The organism is Sphingomonas sp. DC1600-2 (assembly GCF_049897605.1).
In the GTDB taxonomy this organism is placed as follows: domain Bacteria; phylum Pseudomonadota; class Alphaproteobacteria; order Sphingomonadales; family Sphingomonadaceae; genus Sphingomonas.
This window is the reverse complement of the sequence record NZ_JAFCWO010000011.1, coordinates 26,419-44,645: the sequence shown is the minus strand read 5'-3', so window position 1 is coordinate 44,645 and position 18,227 is coordinate 26,419. Positions and strand designations below refer to the sequence as shown.

At 64.0% G+C, this 18,227-nt stretch carries 16 protein-coding genes; 9 read left to right on the top strand and 7 right to left on the bottom strand.

Annotated features, from left to right (window positions below):
- The first annotated feature begins 17 nt into the window (after positions 1-17).
- The 4 genes from ACP7BL_RS15370 to ACP7BL_RS15355 all read left to right on the top strand — a co-directional run bounded on the left by ACP7BL_RS15370 (position 18) and on the right by ACP7BL_RS15355 (position 5,406).
- A complete protein-coding gene (locus ACP7BL_RS15370; RefSeq protein ID WP_033965789.1) occupies positions 18-2,048 on the top strand; it encodes a 3-hydroxyacyl-CoA dehydrogenase NAD-binding domain-containing protein in 2,031 nt (676 codons plus the stop codon).
- Between the two features lie 54 nt (positions 2,049-2,102).
- Positions 2,103-3,281, top strand: a complete 1,179-nt coding sequence (locus ACP7BL_RS15365) for an acyl-CoA dehydrogenase family protein (protein ID WP_426258762.1) — start codon at positions 2,103-2,105, stop codon at positions 3,279-3,281.
- A 119-nt stretch (positions 3,282-3,400) separates the two neighbouring features.
- The gene (locus ACP7BL_RS15360) at positions 3,401-4,528 is read left to right on the top strand and encodes an acyl-CoA dehydrogenase family protein (protein ID WP_426258761.1); all 1,128 of its coding nucleotides are present in this window, start codon (positions 3,401-3,403) and stop codon (positions 4,526-4,528) included.
- Positions 4,528-5,406 (top strand): acyl-CoA thioesterase, encoded by an 879-nt coding sequence (locus tag ACP7BL_RS15355; RefSeq protein ID WP_426258760.1) that lies wholly within the window; start codon positions 4,528-4,530, stop codon positions 5,404-5,406. The genes ACP7BL_RS15360 and ACP7BL_RS15355 overlap by 1 nt, the downstream gene beginning before the upstream one ends.
- A 106-nt stretch (positions 5,407-5,512) precedes the next feature.
- Here ACP7BL_RS15355 and ACP7BL_RS15350 read toward each other — a convergent pair whose 3' ends face one another.
- From ACP7BL_RS15350 to ACP7BL_RS15330, 5 genes are read right to left on the bottom strand one after another with little or no spacing between them, the layout of a single operon-like run.
- Positions 5,513-6,313 (bottom strand): SDR family NAD(P)-dependent oxidoreductase, encoded by an 801-nt coding sequence (locus ACP7BL_RS15350; protein ID WP_033965749.1) that lies wholly within the window; start codon positions 6,311-6,313, stop codon positions 5,513-5,515.
- Positions 6,314-6,324: 11 nt separating this feature from the next.
- Positions 6,325-7,089, bottom strand: coding sequence for an SDR family oxidoreductase (locus tag ACP7BL_RS15345; RefSeq protein WP_426258759.1), 765 nt, complete (start codon positions 7,087-7,089; stop codon positions 6,325-6,327).
- Between the two features lie 24 nt (positions 7,090-7,113).
- Positions 7,114-8,181 carry a phosphotransferase family protein gene (locus tag ACP7BL_RS15340; RefSeq protein WP_426258776.1) on the bottom strand — a complete coding sequence of 356 codons (1,068 nt, stop codon included), beginning with the start codon at positions 8,179-8,181 and terminating at the stop codon, positions 7,114-7,116.
- Complete coding sequence (locus ACP7BL_RS15335; RefSeq protein ID WP_033965747.1) at positions 8,181-9,266, bottom strand: Zn-dependent alcohol dehydrogenase; 1,086 nt, start codon at positions 9,264-9,266, stop codon at positions 8,181-8,183. Before ACP7BL_RS15335 ends, ACP7BL_RS15340 begins: the two co-directional genes overlap by 1 nt.
- Entirely contained in the window at positions 9,263-10,546 is a 1,284-nt protein-coding gene (locus tag ACP7BL_RS15330) for an acyl-CoA dehydrogenase family protein (protein ID WP_426258758.1), read from the bottom strand. The genes ACP7BL_RS15335 and ACP7BL_RS15330 overlap by 4 nt, the downstream gene beginning before the upstream one ends.
- A gap of 144 nt (positions 10,547-10,690) precedes the next feature.
- On the opposite strand from ACP7BL_RS15330, the gene ACP7BL_RS15325 reads away from it, so the two are divergent.
- The 3 genes from ACP7BL_RS15325 (at position 10,691) to ACP7BL_RS15315 (ending at position 14,362) form a co-directional block, all read left to right on the top strand.
- On the top strand, positions 10,691-11,935 hold the full coding sequence (locus ACP7BL_RS15325; RefSeq protein ID WP_426258757.1) for a TetR/AcrR family transcriptional regulator: 1,245 nt from the start codon (positions 10,691-10,693) through the stop codon (positions 11,933-11,935).
- A gap of 103 nt (positions 11,936-12,038) precedes the next feature.
- Positions 12,039-13,223, top strand: coding sequence for an acyl-CoA dehydrogenase (locus tag ACP7BL_RS15320; protein ID WP_033965744.1), 1,185 nt, complete (start codon positions 12,039-12,041; stop codon positions 13,221-13,223).
- 20 nt (positions 13,224-13,243) lie between these two features.
- Positions 13,244-14,362 (top strand): CaiB/BaiF CoA transferase family protein, encoded by a 1,119-nt coding sequence (locus tag ACP7BL_RS15315; protein ID WP_033965743.1) that lies wholly within the window; start codon positions 13,244-13,246, stop codon positions 14,360-14,362.
- Positions 14,363-14,364: 2 nt separating this feature from the next.
- Here the strand turns inward: ACP7BL_RS15315 and ACP7BL_RS15310 are convergent, their stop codons facing one another.
- Positions 14,365-15,789 (bottom strand): sugar MFS transporter, encoded by a 1,425-nt coding sequence (locus ACP7BL_RS15310; RefSeq protein WP_137902348.1) that lies wholly within the window; start codon positions 15,787-15,789, stop codon positions 14,365-14,367.
- A 153-nt stretch (positions 15,790-15,942) separates the two neighbouring features.
- Here ACP7BL_RS15310 and ACP7BL_RS15305 point away from each other — a divergent pair, with 153 nt between their 5' ends.
- Complete coding sequence (locus ACP7BL_RS15305; protein WP_426258756.1) at positions 15,943-16,704, top strand: class II aldolase/adducin family protein; 762 nt, start codon at positions 15,943-15,945, stop codon at positions 16,702-16,704.
- 4 nt (positions 16,705-16,708) lie between these two features.
- On the opposite strand, the gene ACP7BL_RS15300 is transcribed toward ACP7BL_RS15305, so the two are convergent.
- A complete protein-coding gene (locus ACP7BL_RS15300) occupies positions 16,709-17,509 on the bottom strand; it encodes a DODA-type extradiol aromatic ring-opening family dioxygenase (protein ID WP_426258755.1) in 801 nt (266 codons plus the stop codon).
- 92 nt (positions 17,510-17,601) lie between these two features.
- Between ACP7BL_RS15300 and ACP7BL_RS15295 the strand changes: the two genes are divergently transcribed.
- Positions 17,602-18,144: a (2Fe-2S)-binding protein gene (locus ACP7BL_RS15295; RefSeq protein WP_426258775.1), complete on the top strand. Its 543-nt coding sequence runs from the start codon at positions 17,602-17,604 to the stop codon at positions 18,142-18,144.
- Positions 18,145-18,227 lie beyond the last annotated feature (83 nt).

The window sequence follows — 18,227 nt, the reverse complement described above, 5'->3', positions numbered from 1 at the left end:
CGCTTAGGAGAATGCCGATGACTAGCCCGATCACCACCGAACTCCACGACGACGTCCTCGTCATCATCTCGAACAACCCGCCCGTAAACGCACTTGGCGCGGCGGTGCGGCAGGGGCTGGAGGCCGGGATCAAGGAAGGCCTCGCCAACCCGCAGGTAAAGGCGATGGTCATCCGCTGCGATGGCCGCACCTTCTTCGCAGGGGCCGACATCACCGAATTCGGCCGCCCGATGCAGGAACCGGGCCTGCCGACCGTGGTCGACATGATCGAAGCCGCAGACAAGCCGGTGGTCGCCGCAATCCACGGCACCGCGCTCGGCGGCGGGTGCGAGGTGACGCTCGGCTGCCATTATCGCATCGCTGTCCCCAGCGCGAAAATCGGCACACCCGAGGTCAAGCTTGGCCTGTTGCCCGGCGCGGGTGGCACGCAGCGCCTGCCACGCATCGCGGGCGTGAAGCTTGCGCTCGAACTGACCGCCAAGGGTGATCCGATTCCGGCGAAGCTCGCTTTGTCCGCCGGGCTGATCGACCGGATTGCGGGCGAGGACAGCTTGGTTGCCGACGCGATCGCCTTCGCGCGCGACGTCGCCGATGCGCGCCCCTTGCCCCGCGCGCGCGACAAGACGGCCCAAGCCGATCCCGAGGCGGTTGCGGCGTTCAAGAAAGACAACGCCAAGCGCTTCCGCGGCTTCGACGCGCCAGCCGCCAACATCGCCTGCGTCGAAAAGGCAACCGACGGCTCCAGCTTCGACGAAGGCATCGCCTTCGAGCGGCAGGAATTCATGAAGCTCATGATGGGCGTGCAGTCCGCCGCGCAACGCCACATCTTCTTCGCCGAGCGCCAGGCCGCCAAGATCGACGGCATCGATCCCAAAATCCCGCTCCGCGAGATCAAGCGTGTCGGCGTCATCGGCGCGGGCACGATGGGCGGCGGCATCTCGATGAACTTCCTGTCCGCCGGCATCCCCGTCACGATCGTCGAAATGGCGCAGGACGCGCTCGACCGAGGCACCGGCGTGATCCGCAAGAATTACGAAGCCTCCGCCGCCAAGGGCCGCTTGAAGCCCGAACAGGTCGAGGCCGCAATGGGCGCGCTGACCCCCACGCTCGACTTTAGTGCCCTCGCCGAGTGCGACCTCATCATCGAGGCCGTGTATGAGAATATGGACGTGAAGAAGGAGATCTTCACCAAGCTCGACGCCATCGCCAAGCCCAAGGCGATCCTCGCGTCGAACACCTCCTATCTCAACATCGACGAGATCGCCTCGGTGACCAAGCGCCCCGGCGACGTGCTCGGGATGCACTTCTTCTCGCCCGCCAACGTGATGAAACTGCTCGAGGTCGTGCGCGGCGCACAGACCGATGACGATGTGCTCGCGACCGTCATGGCGCTGTCCAAGACGATCCGGAAGGTCGCGGTGGTCGCCGGGGTGTGCGACGGCTTCATCGGCAACCGAATGCTGAAACCCCGCCAGGTCGAAGCGATGAAGCTGCTGCTGGAAGGGGCGACGCCCGAGCAGATCGACCGCGTCCACGTCGCCTTCGGCATGCCGATGGGGCCGTTCCAGATGAGCGATCTCGCCGGCGTCGACATTGGCTGGCATCGCGACCCGACGCGCATCGAAAACATCCGCGACGCGCTCGCCGCCGAAGGCCGTTGGGGGCAAAAGACCGGCAAGGGCTTTTACGATTATGACGAGAAGCGCAACCCGACGCCCTCGCCCCGCGTCGCTGAAATCATTGAGGATTTCCGCTCGAAATCGAACCTGCAAAAGCGCGAGATCAGCGACGAGGAGATCGTCGAGAAGACGCTCTACACCATGGTCAATGAAGGCGCGTTGATCCTCGAGGAGAAGATGGCGCAGCGCGCGTCCGACATCGATGTGGTGTGGATCTATGGCTATGGTTGGCCGGTCTATCGCGGCGGGCCCATGTTCTGGGCGGATACCGAAGGGCTCAAGAAGATCGTGGCCGGGCTCGAAAAACACGGCTTCGCGGTGGCGGAGCTGCTGAAGAGCAAGGCCGAAAGCAACGGTCGCTTCAATTGAGCGCCGCGCTCGCGGCGAACGGCGCGAGCGCACGAGACGAATGGAGGAGACGATATGACGGACCTCGACACCTTCCGCGCCGAGACGCGCGCCTGGCTCGAAGCGCATTGCCCGCCCGAAATGCGCGAGCCGATCCGGTCGGAAAAGGATGCCTGCTGGGGCGGCCGTAATCCCGATTTCCAACCGGGCCAGAAGGCGTGGATGGATGCCATGGCCTCGCGTGGCTGGACCGTGCCCGATTGGCCGACGGCTTATGGCGGCGGCGGCCTGTCGCCTGCCGAAACCAAGATCCTGCGCGAAGAAATGGCCGCAATAAAGGCGCGCAATCCGCTCAATTCGTTCGGTATTTCCATGCTCGGACCGGCGCTGCTCAAATATGGCACCGAGGAGCAAAAGCTCGATTATCTCCCCAAGATCGCACGCGGCGAAATCCGTTGGTGCCAGGGCTATAGCGAACCCAATGCCGGCTCCGATCTCGCCAGCCTAGCCACCTCGGCCGAGGACGCGGGCGACCATTATATCGTCAACGGCCAGAAGGTTTGGACGTCCTATGCCGACAAGGCTGACTGGATTTTCTGCCTGGTTCGCACCTCCAAGGAGTCAAAGCAGGGGGGCATCAGCTTCGTGCTGTTCGACATGGCCTCGCCCGGTGTTTCGACCAAGCCGATCCTGCTGATCTCGGGCTATTCGCCCTTCTGCGAAACCTTCTTCGACAATGTGAAGGTGCCCAAATCGCAGCGTGTGCATGAGGAGAATAAGGGCTGGGATGTCGCCAAATATCTGCTCGGCCATGAACGCGAAATGATTTCCGGTATGGGCCTGGCAGGAAACGGTGGTAACCCGTTGATCGAAGGTGCGATCGCGACGGTTGGGCTCGACCATGAAGGGCGCTTGGCCGATCCGCTGCTGCGCGCGGCAATCGCGACGTTCGAGGTCCGCTCACAGGCGTTCGGGGCGATGTCCGAACGCTTTATCGACGAGTTGAAGGCAGGCCGCGCGCACCCCGCGCAACCCTCGATGATGAAATATTACGGCACCGAGCTGAACAAGGCCCGCCATGAACTGCAAATGGCGGCAGGCGGATCGAACGCGCTCGAATGGGAAAGCGACGCGTCGGGCGGCGGGCGTGAGGCGCGGGCGTGGTTGCGGACCAAGGCAAATTCGATCGAGGGCGGGACGAGCGAGGTACAGCTCAACATCATCGCCAAGCGGATCCTGGAATTGCCGTCGTAAAATCGAGGGAACCGTCACCCCGGCCTTGTGCCGGGGTCCACCTCTCCCACCAGCGGCTCGGCCCGAGGCGCGGTGGACCCCGGCACAAGGCCGGGGTGACGCATTGTTAGGACTGACACATGCCACTCTATCTCAACGACGATCAGACAGCGCTTCAGGACACGATCCGCGACTTCGTCGCCGACCATGCGCCGGTGACGCACATGCGCGCGCTACGCGACAGCAAGGACGCCACCGGATTCAGCCGCGACCTGTGGAAGAACTTCGCCGAAATGGGCTTTACCGGCATTTTGATCGACGAAGCCGAGGGCGGCCTTGGGCTCGGCCATGTCGAGGCGGGCGTGGTGCTGGAGGAAATCGGCCGCAACCTGTCGCCTTCGCCCTTCCTCGCCACCGCCGTCGCCGCGGTCGAAGCGCTCAAGGGCACCGCCCATGCCGCGCGCTGGTTCCCCGGCATCCTCGCGGGTGAAACCGTCGCCGCTCTTGCGATCGACGAAGCTGCCAAGCATCGGGACACGATCGGATTGCAGGCCGAACGCTCGGGTAACGGCTTCAAGCTCACCGGCAAGAAGCAATTCGTCACCCACGGGCATGTCGCCGATCTGCTGATCGTTGCCGCGCGCACCACAGGCAATGCCGACGATGCCGAAGGCATTACGCTCTTCGCCATCCCCAAGGGTGCCGCCAACCTGACCGCGACGCCCGAGCGCCTCGCCGATGCCAGCTTCGCCGCGCGGCTCGAATTCGACGGGGTCGAGGTCGATGCCGACGCGGTGATTGGCGAGGTCGATCATGGCCGCTCGCCACTCGACCGCTTGCTCCGCGCCGGACGCACGGGGGCCGCCGCCGAGCTACTCGGCGTCGGTGGCGGCGCGATGGACATGACGGTTGGCTATCTCAAGGAACGCAAGCAGTTCGGCGCGTTGATCGGCAGCTTCCAGGCGCTGCAACACCGCGCCGCGCATCTCTATTCCGAGATGGAAGTCGCGCGCGCGGCGGTGCTGAAGGCGCAACAGTTGCTGGACGCCGGGAGCGATGCCGCCGACACCGCCGTGTCGGTTGCCAAAGCGATGACGGGCATGGCGACGACGCTGTCGGTGCAGGAAGGCGTCCAGATGCACGGCGGGATCGGCATGACCGATGAATATGACATTGGCTTCTACATGAAGCGCGCGCGCGTGCTGGCCGAGATGTTCGGCGACGCCAATTTCCATGCGGACCGGATCGCGCGGGCGGCGGGCTATTGATGGACAACCTGCCCACGCCCGCTCAGCTCGCGCAAAATCTCGTCGACTTGCTCGATGTCGAGGAGATCGACACCGATCTGTATCGCGGCATCCGCGGCAATGACGGGTTCGGGCGCGTGTTCGGCGGACAGGTCATCGCGCAGGCGTTGCAGGCAGCGCAACGCTCAACCGATGCGCCACGCGCCGCGCATTCGCTCCACGCCTATTTCATGCGACCGGGGGCGGAGGACCACCCGATCCTGTACCGGGTGGTGCGCGATTTCGACGGCAAGAGTTTCTCCACCCGTCGCGTGATCGCGACACAGCGCGGCGTGCCGATCCTCAACCTTGCTTGCTCGCTACAGATGCCTGAGGGCGGCCTCACCCATCAGGACGCGATGCCCGACGTCCCCCCACCCGAGGGCCTCACCAACGATCGCGATATCCGGCTCGCAATGATCGACCGCATTCCCGATCGCTTCCGTGCCAATTTCCTGCGCCCGCGTATGGTGGAAATTCGCCCGGTCTCGCCGCGCAGTTGGTTGGATCCGGTCAAACAGGCACCGTTCCAGAACAGCTGGTTTCGCGTCGTTGCGCCGATTCCCGATGATCCCGCCCTGCACCGCGCGGTGCTCGCTTATGCCTCGGACATGTCGCTGCTCGGCACGGCAACGCTGCCGCACGGCGTCAACTGGCTCACCCACAAATTGCAAAGCGCCAGCCTGGATCACTCGGTGTGGCTGCATGAGGATTTCCGCGCCGACGACTGGTTGCTCTATGCCTGCGACAGCCCCTGGGCGGGGCATGCGCGCGGGTTCAATCGCGGCAAGATTTTCACGCGTGACGGTCGTCTGGTCGCCAGCGTGGCGCAGGAAGGGCTGATCCGCCTGCGCGAATGAGCTGATCTTCCGTGCACCCCGAGCCCGTCGAAGGGCCATCCCCTATGCGATGGCGGTGCCTGGGCGAAGAGGGCTTCGACAGGCTCAGCCCGAACGGATTTGGGCGTTACACGGCGGTCTTGCCATAGTCCTGCCGGGTAACCGGGTGGCTGCTGGATAGCCCGCCATCGACCGCGATCGCCTGCCCGTTGACATAGCTTGCCGCATCCGATGCCAGGAAGGCAGCGACTTCCGCCAGTTCCTCGGGCTGCGCGCCGCGTCGCAGCGGGTTCAGCCGACCGAGCCGATCCATCTTCCCCGCGTCGCGCGCATAATCGAAGGTGGGCCTGGTCATGCCCGTCTCGGTCAAGCCGGGGCAGATCGCGTTGACGCGGACATTCGATCCCGAAAGCTGCTGTGCCGACACCATCGCCAGGTTGATAACGCCAGCCTTGGATGCGGAATAAGCGGGCGACCCCGCGCCCGAGCGGATGCCCGCGACGCTCGCGGTCAGCACGATCGCGCCACCGCCACGCTCGGCGATCTTGGGGGCGGCGTGCTTTATCGCCAGGAACGGCCCGATCAGATTGACGCGCAACACCTCGGTGATCAGCGCGACATCGGTATCGAAGATGTTCGCCATCCCGCCGGAAATCCCCGCATTGGCGAACATGACGTCAAGACCGCCATAATATTCGCACGCGACATTCACCGCGCGCACCACGTCCTCCTCATTTCCGGCATCGATCCGGATCGCATGCGCGGTGCCGCCAGCGCGATCGATCAGATCCGCGGTTTCTTCGACCGTCTCGGCCTGGTCTGCAACGATCACCGATCCGCCCTCGCGCGCAAACAAGAGCGCCGTCGCCCGCCCGATGCCCGATCCTGCGCCCGTTACGATGATCGATTTGCCGGTAAAGCGCGCCATATCTGCCTCTCCTAAATCGTCACGCCGCCATCGAGCACGATCGTCTGGCCGGTCATGAAGCTGCTCGCTTGCGCGGCGAGGAACACCACCGCCCCGGCGATTTCCTCGGGCTCGCCGATCCGGCGCAGGGGCACGGTCTTGTTCGCGGCCTCGATCCGTTCGGGGTCCTCCCACAGCGCGCGCGCGAAATCGGTCTTGATCAGGCCGGGCGCGATGCAGTTGACCCGGACGTTATCGGGCCCGAACTCATGCGCGAGGTTGCGCGCCAATTGCATGTCGGCGGCCTTGGAAATGCAATACGCCCCGATCAGCGTCGATCCGCGCAAGCCCCCGATCGAGGAGACGATGATGATGCTGCCGGACTTGCGCGCGCGCATCTCGGGCGCGACCATCGCGATCAACCAGTGGTTGGAGACGATATTGTTGTCGAGAATCTTGCGGAATTGCTCGTCGGCAATCCCCGCCTGCGGGCCGTAATACGGGTTGGAAGCGGCATTGCACACCAGCACGTCGATCTGCCCAAAGGCGGCACGCGTGGCATCGACCAGATGTTGCAGCCCGGCCTTGTCCGAGATGTTCGCGGCAACCGCGATCGCGCGGCCTTCACCGTAACGCGCGTTGATCTCGGCAGCGACCGCATCGCACGCCTCCTGCTTGCGACTGGAGATTACCACCTTCGCGCCATGCTCCGCCAATTCGAACGCGCTCGCTTTGCCGATCCCGCGCGAGGAGCCGGTGATGATGGCGACTTTGCCGCTCAGGTCGAATTGGCTCATGCTTTTCCCTCTTTCGGCCCGCGCTTACGCGCCTGCCTTCTTGGCGAAATCCCACGCCGCTTCGGCCAGCGGGCCGACCCGCTCGGCCGTCCGCGCCGCTTGCGCGCTGGAGGCGGTGCCCTCGACGATGCGTTTCTTGATGCCCTGGACAATGCCGGTCAGGCGGAACAGGCTGTAGGCGAAGTACCAGTTGAGATTGGGCAGTCCGTCCCGCCCTGTTGCCGCACAATAGCGCGCCACCACCTCGTCCACGGTCGGTATGCCGCTCTCGGGTCCATCCAGTCCCTTCACGCCGGAGCGCCCCTCTGGCTCGGTCACCCAGTTCATCAGGAAATAGGCGATGTCGGCCAGCGGATCGCCCAGTGTCGACAATTCCCAGTCGAGCACCGCCGCGACGCGCGGCGCGTCGGCCGCAAAGATCATATTGTCGATGCGGAAATCGCCGTGGACGATCGACGTGCGGGTCTGATCTGGCAGGGTGGCGGGCAGCCATTCGATCAACGCCTCGACCGCTGGCATATGCTCGGTTTCGGACGCGCGATATTGCTTGGTCCAGCGCGCCACCTGGCGTTCGAAATAATTGCCCGGGCGGCCATAATCGCCCAGCCCCGCCGCGACATAATCGGTGTTGTGCAAGGCGGCGAGCGTATCGACCATCGCCTCGTAATGCGCGCGCCGGTCGGCCGGGGTCATGCCCGGAAGCGCGCCGTCCCACAGGCTGCGCCCCTCGACCAGTTCCATTACATAGAACATCGATCCGATAACCGCTGGATCTTCGCATAGCCCGAACGGCGTCGGCACCGGAAAGCCGGTTGGATGCAGCCCTGCAATCAGCCGATATTCACGGTCCACGGCATGCGCAGAGGGCAACAGCTTGCCGAACGGCTGACGCCGCAAAACATAGCTTTTCCCTGATACATCAACGCGATATGTCGGGTTCGACTGACCGCCTTTGAACTTCGATAGCGTGACAGGACCGTCGATTGCGGGCATATGGCCCTTCATCCACGCCGCCACCGCGCCTGCGTCGATCGTGTCATCGGCGGGCACCGGGATCGTCCCGACCATCGTGACGTCCGCGCTGTCGGCCATCATGCGAACTCGATCACAGACCGCACCGTGTCCCCGGTGCGCAAATTGGCGAGCGCATGGTTGACGCCTTCAAGCGCGATCCGCTCCGCCACCATCGTGTCGAGATCGAGTTTGCCGTCGAGATACAATTGCACCAGTCGCGGCATGTCGATCGGGAAGCGGGTCGATCCCAGCAACGACCCTTGCAACTTCTTGCCGGTCAGGAAGGTCGGCCCGGCGATCTTCACCTCCCCACCCGGCGCGATCATGCCGAGGATGGTCGCGGTGCCGCCGCGCCGCAGGATCGTCCAGGCGAGCTCAGCGGTGTTGGGCCGCCCGACCGCCTCGATCGCATAATGCACCCCGCCCCCGGTCATCCCGGCAACCGTCTTCGCCAGATCGGGATCGTTCGAATCGAGCGTGTGCGTGGCACCCAGCTTCTCCGCCAGCGCGCGCTTGTCGGCGACGGGATCGATCGCGATGATCTGCCCGGCACCCGCAATCTTGGCGGCGTTGATCGCCGCGAGCCCGATCCCGCCGCAGCCGATTACCGCAACGCTTTCGCCCGGGCGCAATTGGCTGTCGTTGAAGATTGCCCCCGCGCCCGTAATCACCGCGCAGCCGAGCAACGCCGCCCGGTCCAGCGGCATCTCCTTGCTGATCGCGACACAGGCATTTTCGTGCACCAACATCATCTCGGCAAAGGCCGAAAGGTTGAGGAACGGGGCGAGCGGCGTGCCGTCCTTCAAGCTCAGTCGCGGCGGCGCGCCCTTCGCCCGCCGTGTCGAGGGATCGATGCACAGCGACGGCCGCCCGCTCACGCAAAATTCGCACGCGCCGCAGAACACCGTGAAGAAGGTGATGACATGATCGCCCACCTTCAAATGCGCGACGTCGGAGCCGACCGCCTCGACAATCCCGGCAGCCTCATGTCCCGGCACGGTCGGCATCGGGTGCGGGAACGCGCCGTCGACGAAATGCAGGTCGGACCGGCATACTCCGCACGCGACGGTGCGGATCAGCACTTCGCGGGGCCCCGGATCGGAGATCGCGATGTCCTCGATCACCAACTCGGTTTTTGGCGCATAAAGGACGGCCGCTTTCACCGCGACACCGCCAGATCGCCGCTCGACGGACGATCCACCTTGAACTCGGCATATTTGCCAAACTCGTTGCGGGCGATCGCGCGGTTGTGGACTTCATCCGGGCCGTCCGCGAAGCGCAGGGTGCGCATCGCCGCCCAATCGTGCGCCAGATGGAAATCGCTGGAGACACCCGCGCCACCATGTGCCTGAATGGCGTCGTCGAGGATCTTCAGTGCCATATTGGGGGCCTGCACCTTGATCATCGCGATTTCGAGCTGGGCCGATTTATTGCCGGCCTTGTCCATCATGTCGGCGGCCTTCAGACACAGCAGCCGCGTCATCTCGATGTCGATCCGCGCGCGCGCGATCCGTTCTTCCCACACGCTATGGTCAGCGATGCGCTTGCCGAAGGCGACGCGCGACAACAGCCGCTTCGCCATCGCCTCGATCGCCGTTTCGGCCGTCCCGATCGTGCGCATACAATGGTGGATGCGCCCCGGCCCGAGCCGCCCTTGCGCAATCTCGAACCCGCGCCCTTCGCCCAACAGGACGTTCTCGACCGGAACGCGCACATCCTTCAACACCACTTCGCCGTGGCCATGCGGTGCGTGGTCATAGCCATAGACCGACAGCATCCGCTTGATCGTCACGCCGGGGGCATCCATCGGCACCAGCACCTGGCTCTGCTGGCTGTGGCGCGATGCATCGGGGTTGGTCTTGCCCATGGTGATGGCAATCTTGCAGCGCGGATCGCCCACGCCCGACGACCACCATTTGGTCCCGTTGATGACATATTCGTCGCCATCGCGCACGATCGAGGTCTCGATATTGGTCGCATCGGAGGATGCCACCGCAGGCTCGGTCATCAGGAAGGCGGATCGAATCTCGCCGTTCATCAATGGCCGCAGCCACCGCTCCTTCTGGTCGCGCGTGCCATAACGGTGCAGCACCTCCATATTGCCGGTATCTGGGGCCGAGCAGTTGAAACACTCGCTCGCCCAGCCAACCTTGCCCATCTCCTCGGCGCATAACGCATATTCGAGATTGGTCAGTTGAGTGCCTTCGAACTCGAAGCTGTCATCGACATGGCTTTGCCCCGAATGCGGCGGCATGAAGAAATTCCATAGCCCGGCGGCCTTGGCCTTTTCCTTCATCTCCTCGATGACGGGAATGACCTTCCAGCGCTCGCCCGCGTCGTGTTGCGCATCAAATTCGGCTTGGCGCGGACGGATTTGCTGGTCGATGAACCCCTTCACGCGGTCCCGAAAATAGGTTTCGCGTTCGCTGAAGCTGAAGTCCATCTGCGCTCTCCGATCTTGCTGTCGGATCGCTGGTTAGACCGTACCGCGTATTCGGTAAAGCGTCTTTGCCGCTCAAAATGCGCGGAATGCCGCAGCCAACAAAAATGACTGTTTCTTCTAAAAGATGATGTTACAGTTTCCGGCATGGAGGCCCCCGACACCATTCCGCCCGAGGAAGACACCAGCACCAAGCGCTTTCGCGCCAAGCGCGACGCCATCTTGGCTGCCGCCGCCGAAGCGATCAACGAACAGAGCGCGAAGGGCATGACCTTCGCCGACGTCGCGCGCCGGGTCGGCCTCAACACCACCAGCGTGACATATTATTTCAAGCGCAAGGAAGATCTGGCGGCGGCATGCTTCGAGCATACGCTGGAGCGGCTGCTGGGCATGCTCGAGGAATCGCTCGCCGAGCCGACGCCACGCGCCCGAGTCGCCAAATATCTGTCGCTCAACATGGCCCGGTTGGCGCGGATCCAGCGTGGAGAGGAAACCTCTTTCGCGATTCTGTCCGATCTGCGCGCAATGGAAGAGCCCGTGCTCGGCCGCCTGATGGCCGGCTGGCGCGAAGTCTTCCGCAAAACGCGGAGCCTGTGGGGCCCGACCGCCAATCGCGCACAAACCGATTTGCACGGCGGGCGGGCGCATGTGTTGCTGGAAAACACCTTCTGGCTGCCGGTGTGGCTCAACCGCTACGATCTTGACCAATATCCGCGCGTCGAAGAGCGCTTGATGGACGTGTTCGCACACGGCATCGCCGGGCCGAACGCGCGTTGGGCACCCGAGTTGATCGATCTCGCGCATGACGAGCCAGAGCCGGGCCGCGAGGCGTTCCTGCTCGCCGCAACGCGGCTGATCAACCAGCTCGGCTATCGCGGTGCCTCGGTGCAGAAGATCGCTTCCGAACTCAACGTCACCAAGGGCAGTTTCTACCACCATCTCGATGCCAAGGACGATCTGGTGCTCGCCTGCTACAAACGCAGCCTTGATACCGTCGCCGATGCGCAACACCTTGCCGATGATCGCGGCGGCAGCCATTGGGAGCGTCTTTCGGGGACGATTGCCACACTGCTCGACGTCCAGTTTTCCGAACGTGGGCCGCTGTTGCGCACCACCGCGCTTTCCGGCCTGCCGTCACAGGCGCGGCTCGCAATGGTCGATCGTTCGAACCGGATCGCGCGCCGTTTCGCCGGCACGATGAGCGACGGCATCGCCGAAGGCTCGATCCGCCCGGTCGACCCGCTGATCGCGGCGCAAGCGCTGATGGCGATGCAAAATGCCGCGTTCGACATGCGCAAATGGGCGCACACCATGACACGCGAGCGCGCGATCGGCTATTACGCCTCGACGCTGGCATTCGGCTTGTTCGACGACCGGATTTTAGACCAATAACCGTCGCCCCGGCGCAGGCCGGGGCCGCTGCGGTCGTGGCAGGGCGTTCGCGACATTCCAGCAGCCCCGGCCTTCGCCGGGGCGACGTGAGAAGGAAAGTAAGATGGCCGATATGGCGCGTTTCGATTGGGCCGATCCCTTTTTCCTCGACGATCAGCTCGAGGATGACGAACGGATGATCCGCGATTCGGCGCGGGCGTATGCGCAGGACAAGCTCGCCCCGCGCATTATCGACGCCTTTCAGAACGAAATCACCGATCCCGACATCTTCCGCGAAATGGGTGCGCTTGGCTTGCTCGGGCCGACGGTGCCCGAGGAATATGGCGGCGTGGGTGCCTCCTATGTCGCTTACGGCTTGGTCGCGCGGGAGGTCGAGCGGATCGATTCTGGCTACCGCTCGATGATGTCGGTGCAGTCGAGCCTCGTGATGTACCCGATCTACGCTTATGGCTCCGAGGAGCAGAAGCGCACATATCTGCCCAAGCTCGCGAGCGGCGAATGGATTGGCTGCTTCGGCCTGACCGAACCCGATGCCGGCTCCGACCCCGGCAGCATGACGACGCGCGCGAAGAAGGTCGATGGCGGCTATTTGCTGTCGGGTGCGAAAACGTGGATCTCCAATTCGCCGATCGCCGACGTGTTCGTCATCTGGGCCAAGTCCGAAGCGCATGGCGACGGCATTCGCGGCTTCGTCGTCGAAAAGGGCGCGAAGGGCCTCGCCACGCCCAAGATCGAGGGCAAACTCAGCTTGCGCGCCTCGATCACCGGCATGATCCTGATGGACGAGGTCGAACTCAGCGAAGACGCGTTGCTGCCCAATGTGCAGGGCTTGAAGGGACCGTTTGGCTGCCTCAACCGCGCGCGCTACGGCATCAGCTGGGGCGCGCTCGGTGCCGCCGAATTCTGCTTCCATGCGGCGCGCCAATATGGGCTCGACCGCAACCAGTTCGGCACCCCGCTCGCCGGGCGGCAACTGTTCCAGAAGAAGCTGGCCGACATGGAGACCGAAATCGCGCTCGGCCTCCAGGCTTCGCTGCGCGTCGGGCGTCTGATGGATGCGGGCAAATTCGCGCCCGAGATGATCTCGATCGTCAAGCGCAACAATGTCGGCAAGGCGCTCGATATTGCCCGCAATGCCCGCGACATGCACGGCGGCAACGGCATTTCCGGCGAATATCAAGTGATGCGCCATTTGATGAACCTGGAAACGGTCAACACCTATGAGGGCGCGCACGACGTGCACGCGCTCATCCTCGGCCGCGCCATCACCGGGATCGCCGCGTTTTAAGGTTAAGCAGGAGAGACAGCATGGCATCCCCGCCCCTCGCCGGACTTCGCATCCTCGAAATGGCGGGGATCGGGCCAGGGCCGTTCTGCGGCATGATGCTTGCCGACCACGGCGCGGAGGTTATCCGGGTCGAACGCCCGGGTGCCAGTGGTTTGACCGAGGCCGCACGCGACCCATTGTTACGCTCGCGCCGGACGATCATGCTCGATCTGAAAAAGCCCGAGGCAATCGCCGCCGTCCGGCGCATCGCAGCCACATGCGATGGATTGATCGAGGGCTTTCGACCAGGCGTCATGGAGCGGCTTGGCCTCGGGCCAGAGGCGCTACTCGCCGATAATCCCAAGCTCGTTTATGGCCGCATGACCGGCTGGGGCCAGACCGGGCCGCTGGCCAGCGAGCCGGGCCACGACATCGACTACATCGCCATCTCCGGCACGCTCCACGCTCTGGGCGAAGCCGGGCGTAAACCGGTCGCGCCGATGAATCTGGTCGGCGATTTCGGCGGCGGCGGCATGATGCTGGCCTTCGGCATGCTCGCCGCGATTCTGAGCGCGCAAGCGACGGGCCAAGGACAAGTCGTCGATTGCGCGATGACCGATGGCTCGGCGGTGCTCGCCAGCATGATCTGGGGCTTTCGCGGCATGGGCCGCTGGAGCGCAGCGCGCGGCACCAACCTGCTCGATGGTGGTGCGCATTTCTACGACACCTATGAAACCGCCGATGGCAAATGGATTGCGGTCGGGGCGATCGAACCGCAATTTTACGCGGCTTTGCGACAGGTTATGGGGCTGGACGGGGCCGAGTGGGAGGCGCAGTTCGCGCCCGCTTCGTGGCCGCGCCTGAAGGCAGACCTCGCCGATCGCTTCAAACTGCGCACGCGCGACGCTTGGGTTTCGGCCTTTGAGGGGCACGAAGCCTGCATCGCCCCCGTCCTCGGCTTCGATGAAGCCATCGCGCACCCGCACAACGTCGCGCGCGCGACCTTCGTTACGGCGGGCGGGGTTACCCAGCCCGCTCCAGCGCCGCGTTATTCGGTCAGCGCGACAGTGCCCCCGCGCATGGCGGACGCACCCGACGGGGCCGCGATCCTGGCCGAGGCAGGCTTTACCCCAGCCGAGATCGCAGCGCTGCGCTTTTGAATTCAGGCGTCGGCGTATTGGGGTGCCGGCCGCGCTGCGTAAACGCCGAACGCGCAGATCACCACATAGCACGCCACCGGAATAAGCAGCGCGAGCGTCAGGCTTCCGCTCGCATCCGCCAACGTTCCGGTCGCCAGGGGCAGCACGGCACCGCCGAAGATCGCAACGTTGATGATTCCCGATCCATCTGCCGCACGTGCGCCGAGCCCTTCACAGGCAAGACTGAAGATCGTGGGGAACATGATGGCGTTCATCAGCCCGACCGCCAGCAGGCTGTAACCCGCGACCGAGCCCGTTGTGTAGCTCGAGATCAGGATCAGCGCGACCGCACCGACGGCGACGCCCGCCAGGACCTTGCCCGGGTTGACGACACGCAACACCGCAGAGCCGACAAACCGGCCGATCATCGCCCCGCCCCAGTAAAATGGGATCATCTTGCCAGCGCTGGTGATGTCGAGGTTCATGACGCCAGGCTGTTTGAGGTAGTTGACGATCAGCGAGCCGATCGACACTTCCGCACCGACATAGAGGAAGATGCAAAGCGCGCCGAGCGCGAAGCGCGGACGTTGCATCAGGTCGTTACCGTACAACCAGATTACCGGTGCCAGCAAGATGAGCACCAACCCGATCCACGCCTGCACCTCCACGGCGACGACCGCGCCGAGCGCGGCCAGAGCCAGGCCCGCGACGTAGCGCGTGGCACCGACAAGCGGCTTGTCTTTCGCGGCATTGGCATCATGCGGCAGCCGATTGCGAAACAGCCAGACGGCGGTCGCGACGACAGCCAGCGCAACCGCCAGACCGAGATAGCCACGAACGATCGCGCCGCTTTCCGCCGTGCGATACGCATCCAGCGCCGCGCCGGTCAGGTCCGACGCCGAAATCTTGGAAAGGCTGCCCAAAATGATGATGGCGCCGGCATATGGAAAGATCGTCGTGCCGAGCGAATTGAACGCCTGGGCGAAGGTCAGACGGCTGGATGCGGTTTCGGCTTTGCCAAGCAAGCTGATCAGCGGATTGGCCACGATCTGGACCAGCACCACGCCCGCCGCCAGGATGAACAGCGCGAACAGGAAAAGCGCGTACGTCGCTGTGCTAGACGCGGGAATGAACAGCAGGCAGCCAACCAACATCGTCACCAGCCCGGCGACCGCGCCGCGCATATAGCCGATCCGCTTGACCAGCGCCGCCCCCGGAATGCCGATCAAAAGATAGGCGGTGAAGAAGCAGAACTGAACGAGCATCGCCTGCGTGTAGGTGAGCGTGAACAGCTCCTTCAGCTTGGGAATGATGACATCGTTCAGACTGGTGATGCCGCCGAAGATGAAGAACAATGCGAACACGAACACCTGCAGATCGGGCGCATTCACGCCCTTGGTGGCGATGTCGTCGGCATCCTGCGGTGTTTTGGCGGCGTCGATGTGCATGCGATCCTCTCCCGGCCGCTAACGCGCCGTTTCCTACTCGCCGCCCCCATGCCCGGACCAAGCCGGGTCTGGCAATCCCCCGCTCTGGCAATCCGGCAAATCTCATGCGATACCGAGTCCAGAAAAAAACGACCCGGATGAGGAGAGTCCGCTATGGCCACCGCAATCCTTCGCGCTGCGAAGATGTCCGAAGCCGAATGGGCGACGCGACAGGAACTCGCCGCCTGCTACCGCGTGTTCGCGATGCTCGGCTGGTCGGAAATGATCTACAACCACATCACGCTGAAAGTGCCCGACGAAGAGGGTGCTTTCCTGATCAATCCGTTCGGCCTGCACTTCAGCGAGGTCACCGCCTCCAGCCTAGTCAAGATCGATATTGACGGCAACAAGCTCGACGACAGCCCCTACCCGGTCAATCGCGCCGGGTTCGTGCAGCATGCGCTGTTCCACCGCCATCTGCCCGACGCGCATTGCATCATGCACACCCACACCACGGCGGGCATGGCGGTGAGTTCGCTTGAGGGCGGCTTGCGCGCCACCAACTTCTACGCCTGCAATTTTGCCGGGCAAATCGCCTATCACGATTTCGAAGGCGTGACGGTTCGCGACGAGGAAGGCTCCCGCCTGCTTGAACATCTCGGCGACAAGCGCGTCATGCTGCTCAAGAACCACGGCATCCTCGTCATGGGCCGGACCCTGCCCGAGGCGTTCATCAAACATTGGTCGCTGCAGCGCGCTTGCGAAATTCAGATCGCGACGATGTCGATGGGCACGCCGATCGAGGTGTCGCCCGAGGTAATCGCGGTGCATCAGCGCGATTTGCACATGGCGCAAGTGCCGGGTGGCCCGGGCAAGGCCGATTTCGACGCGATGGTGCGCCTGGTCGACAAGATCGACACCGGCTGGCGCGCCTGAGGCGTCAGCCGAAGCGATAGCCCGAGACTGCCCAGCCAAGGACATGATCGGCATAATCGCGCACGGCCGGGCCATCGCCGCCCGCGCCGAGCGCAACCATCAGCGGCAGCAGATGCTCGGCCTGCGGATGGGCGAAGCGAGCGTGGGGAAGTCTCTCCCACGCGGCCACGCGCGCCGCACGCGAGGCCGGATCGGAATCGGTAACGGCTGCGGTCAGCGCGGCGTCCCATTCGTCCGCTACCGCCGTCACTTGCGGGCCGCGAGCACGCAAATTGTGGAAACTCATGCCGGAGCCGACGATCAGCACGCCTTCGTCACGTAGCGGTGCCAGCGCCCGACCGATCGCGATGTGCGCGGCGGGATCGAGATCGGCGCGCAGCGAAAGCTGCGCCAGCGGGATGTCGGCGTCCGGAACTGCCACCATCATCGGGATGAAAACGCCGTGATCCCAGCCGCGTGCCGAATCTTCCGTCGTGGGGAACCCGGCCCCCTCCAGCAGTGCAGACGCACGCCGCGCGATATCCGGGCTGCCGTGCGATGGCCAGTCGAGCCGATAAGTATGCTCCGGGAAGCCATAATAATCGAACAGCATCGGATGCCCGTCACCGCCATTGACGGTCAATTCCGGCTCTTCCCAATGCCCCGATACCATCAGGATGGCGCGGGGTCGCTCGGGTAGTGCTGCGATCACCCCGGACAGATAAGCCTGCATCGGCCGCCACATCGGGTCGGGTGGCCCGCCCGCGGGATCCATGAAGAAACAGGGCCCGCCGCCATGCGGGATGAACAGGGTGGGAAGCGTCATGAGGGTTATATCGCCTGCCTCTCCCCGCCCGACAATCGCAGGACGGGAAACGACCCGTTTCGTACCGACACATCTTGGCCTATCGTGCCGACATGACCCGCTTCACCGTCAACAATCAGCCCGTTCAATATAAGATGGACCCGAACACGCCGCTCTTGTGGGCGCTGCGCGATGCCTCCAACCTCACCGGCACGAAATATGGCTGCGGCAATGGCGAATGCGGGGCGTGCACCGTCGAAATCGATGGCGAAGCCGTGCGCTCGTGCCAGCGTACGATCGGCGCGATCGAGGGCAGTTTTGTCACCACGATCGAGGGGCTGTCGCGCGATCGCACGCATCCGGCGCAAATGGCGTTCCTTGCCAAGAACGTGCCACAATGCGGCTTCTGCATCCCTGGCATGATCATGGCGGCAGCGGTGCTGCTCAAGAAGAACCGCAACCCAAGCGAGGATGACATCCGCACGAGCATCACCAACCTGTGCCGCTGCGGCATCTATCCGCGCCTGGTCGAAGCGGTGTTGCTGGCGGCAAGCGTACAACGCGGCGACGAAACGATCGACGCTCCGCCCTCGCCCGGCGTTTCTCCAACCGACGCGGCACGCGAAGTTCCCGCGCTGATCCCGCGAAGTAAATAATACCTTTCGCAAAGCTGTCAGCCCAATTCAGCGACGGCTCATCGACACGGGACCATATTGGGTTCAACGACCGGACATGGCGT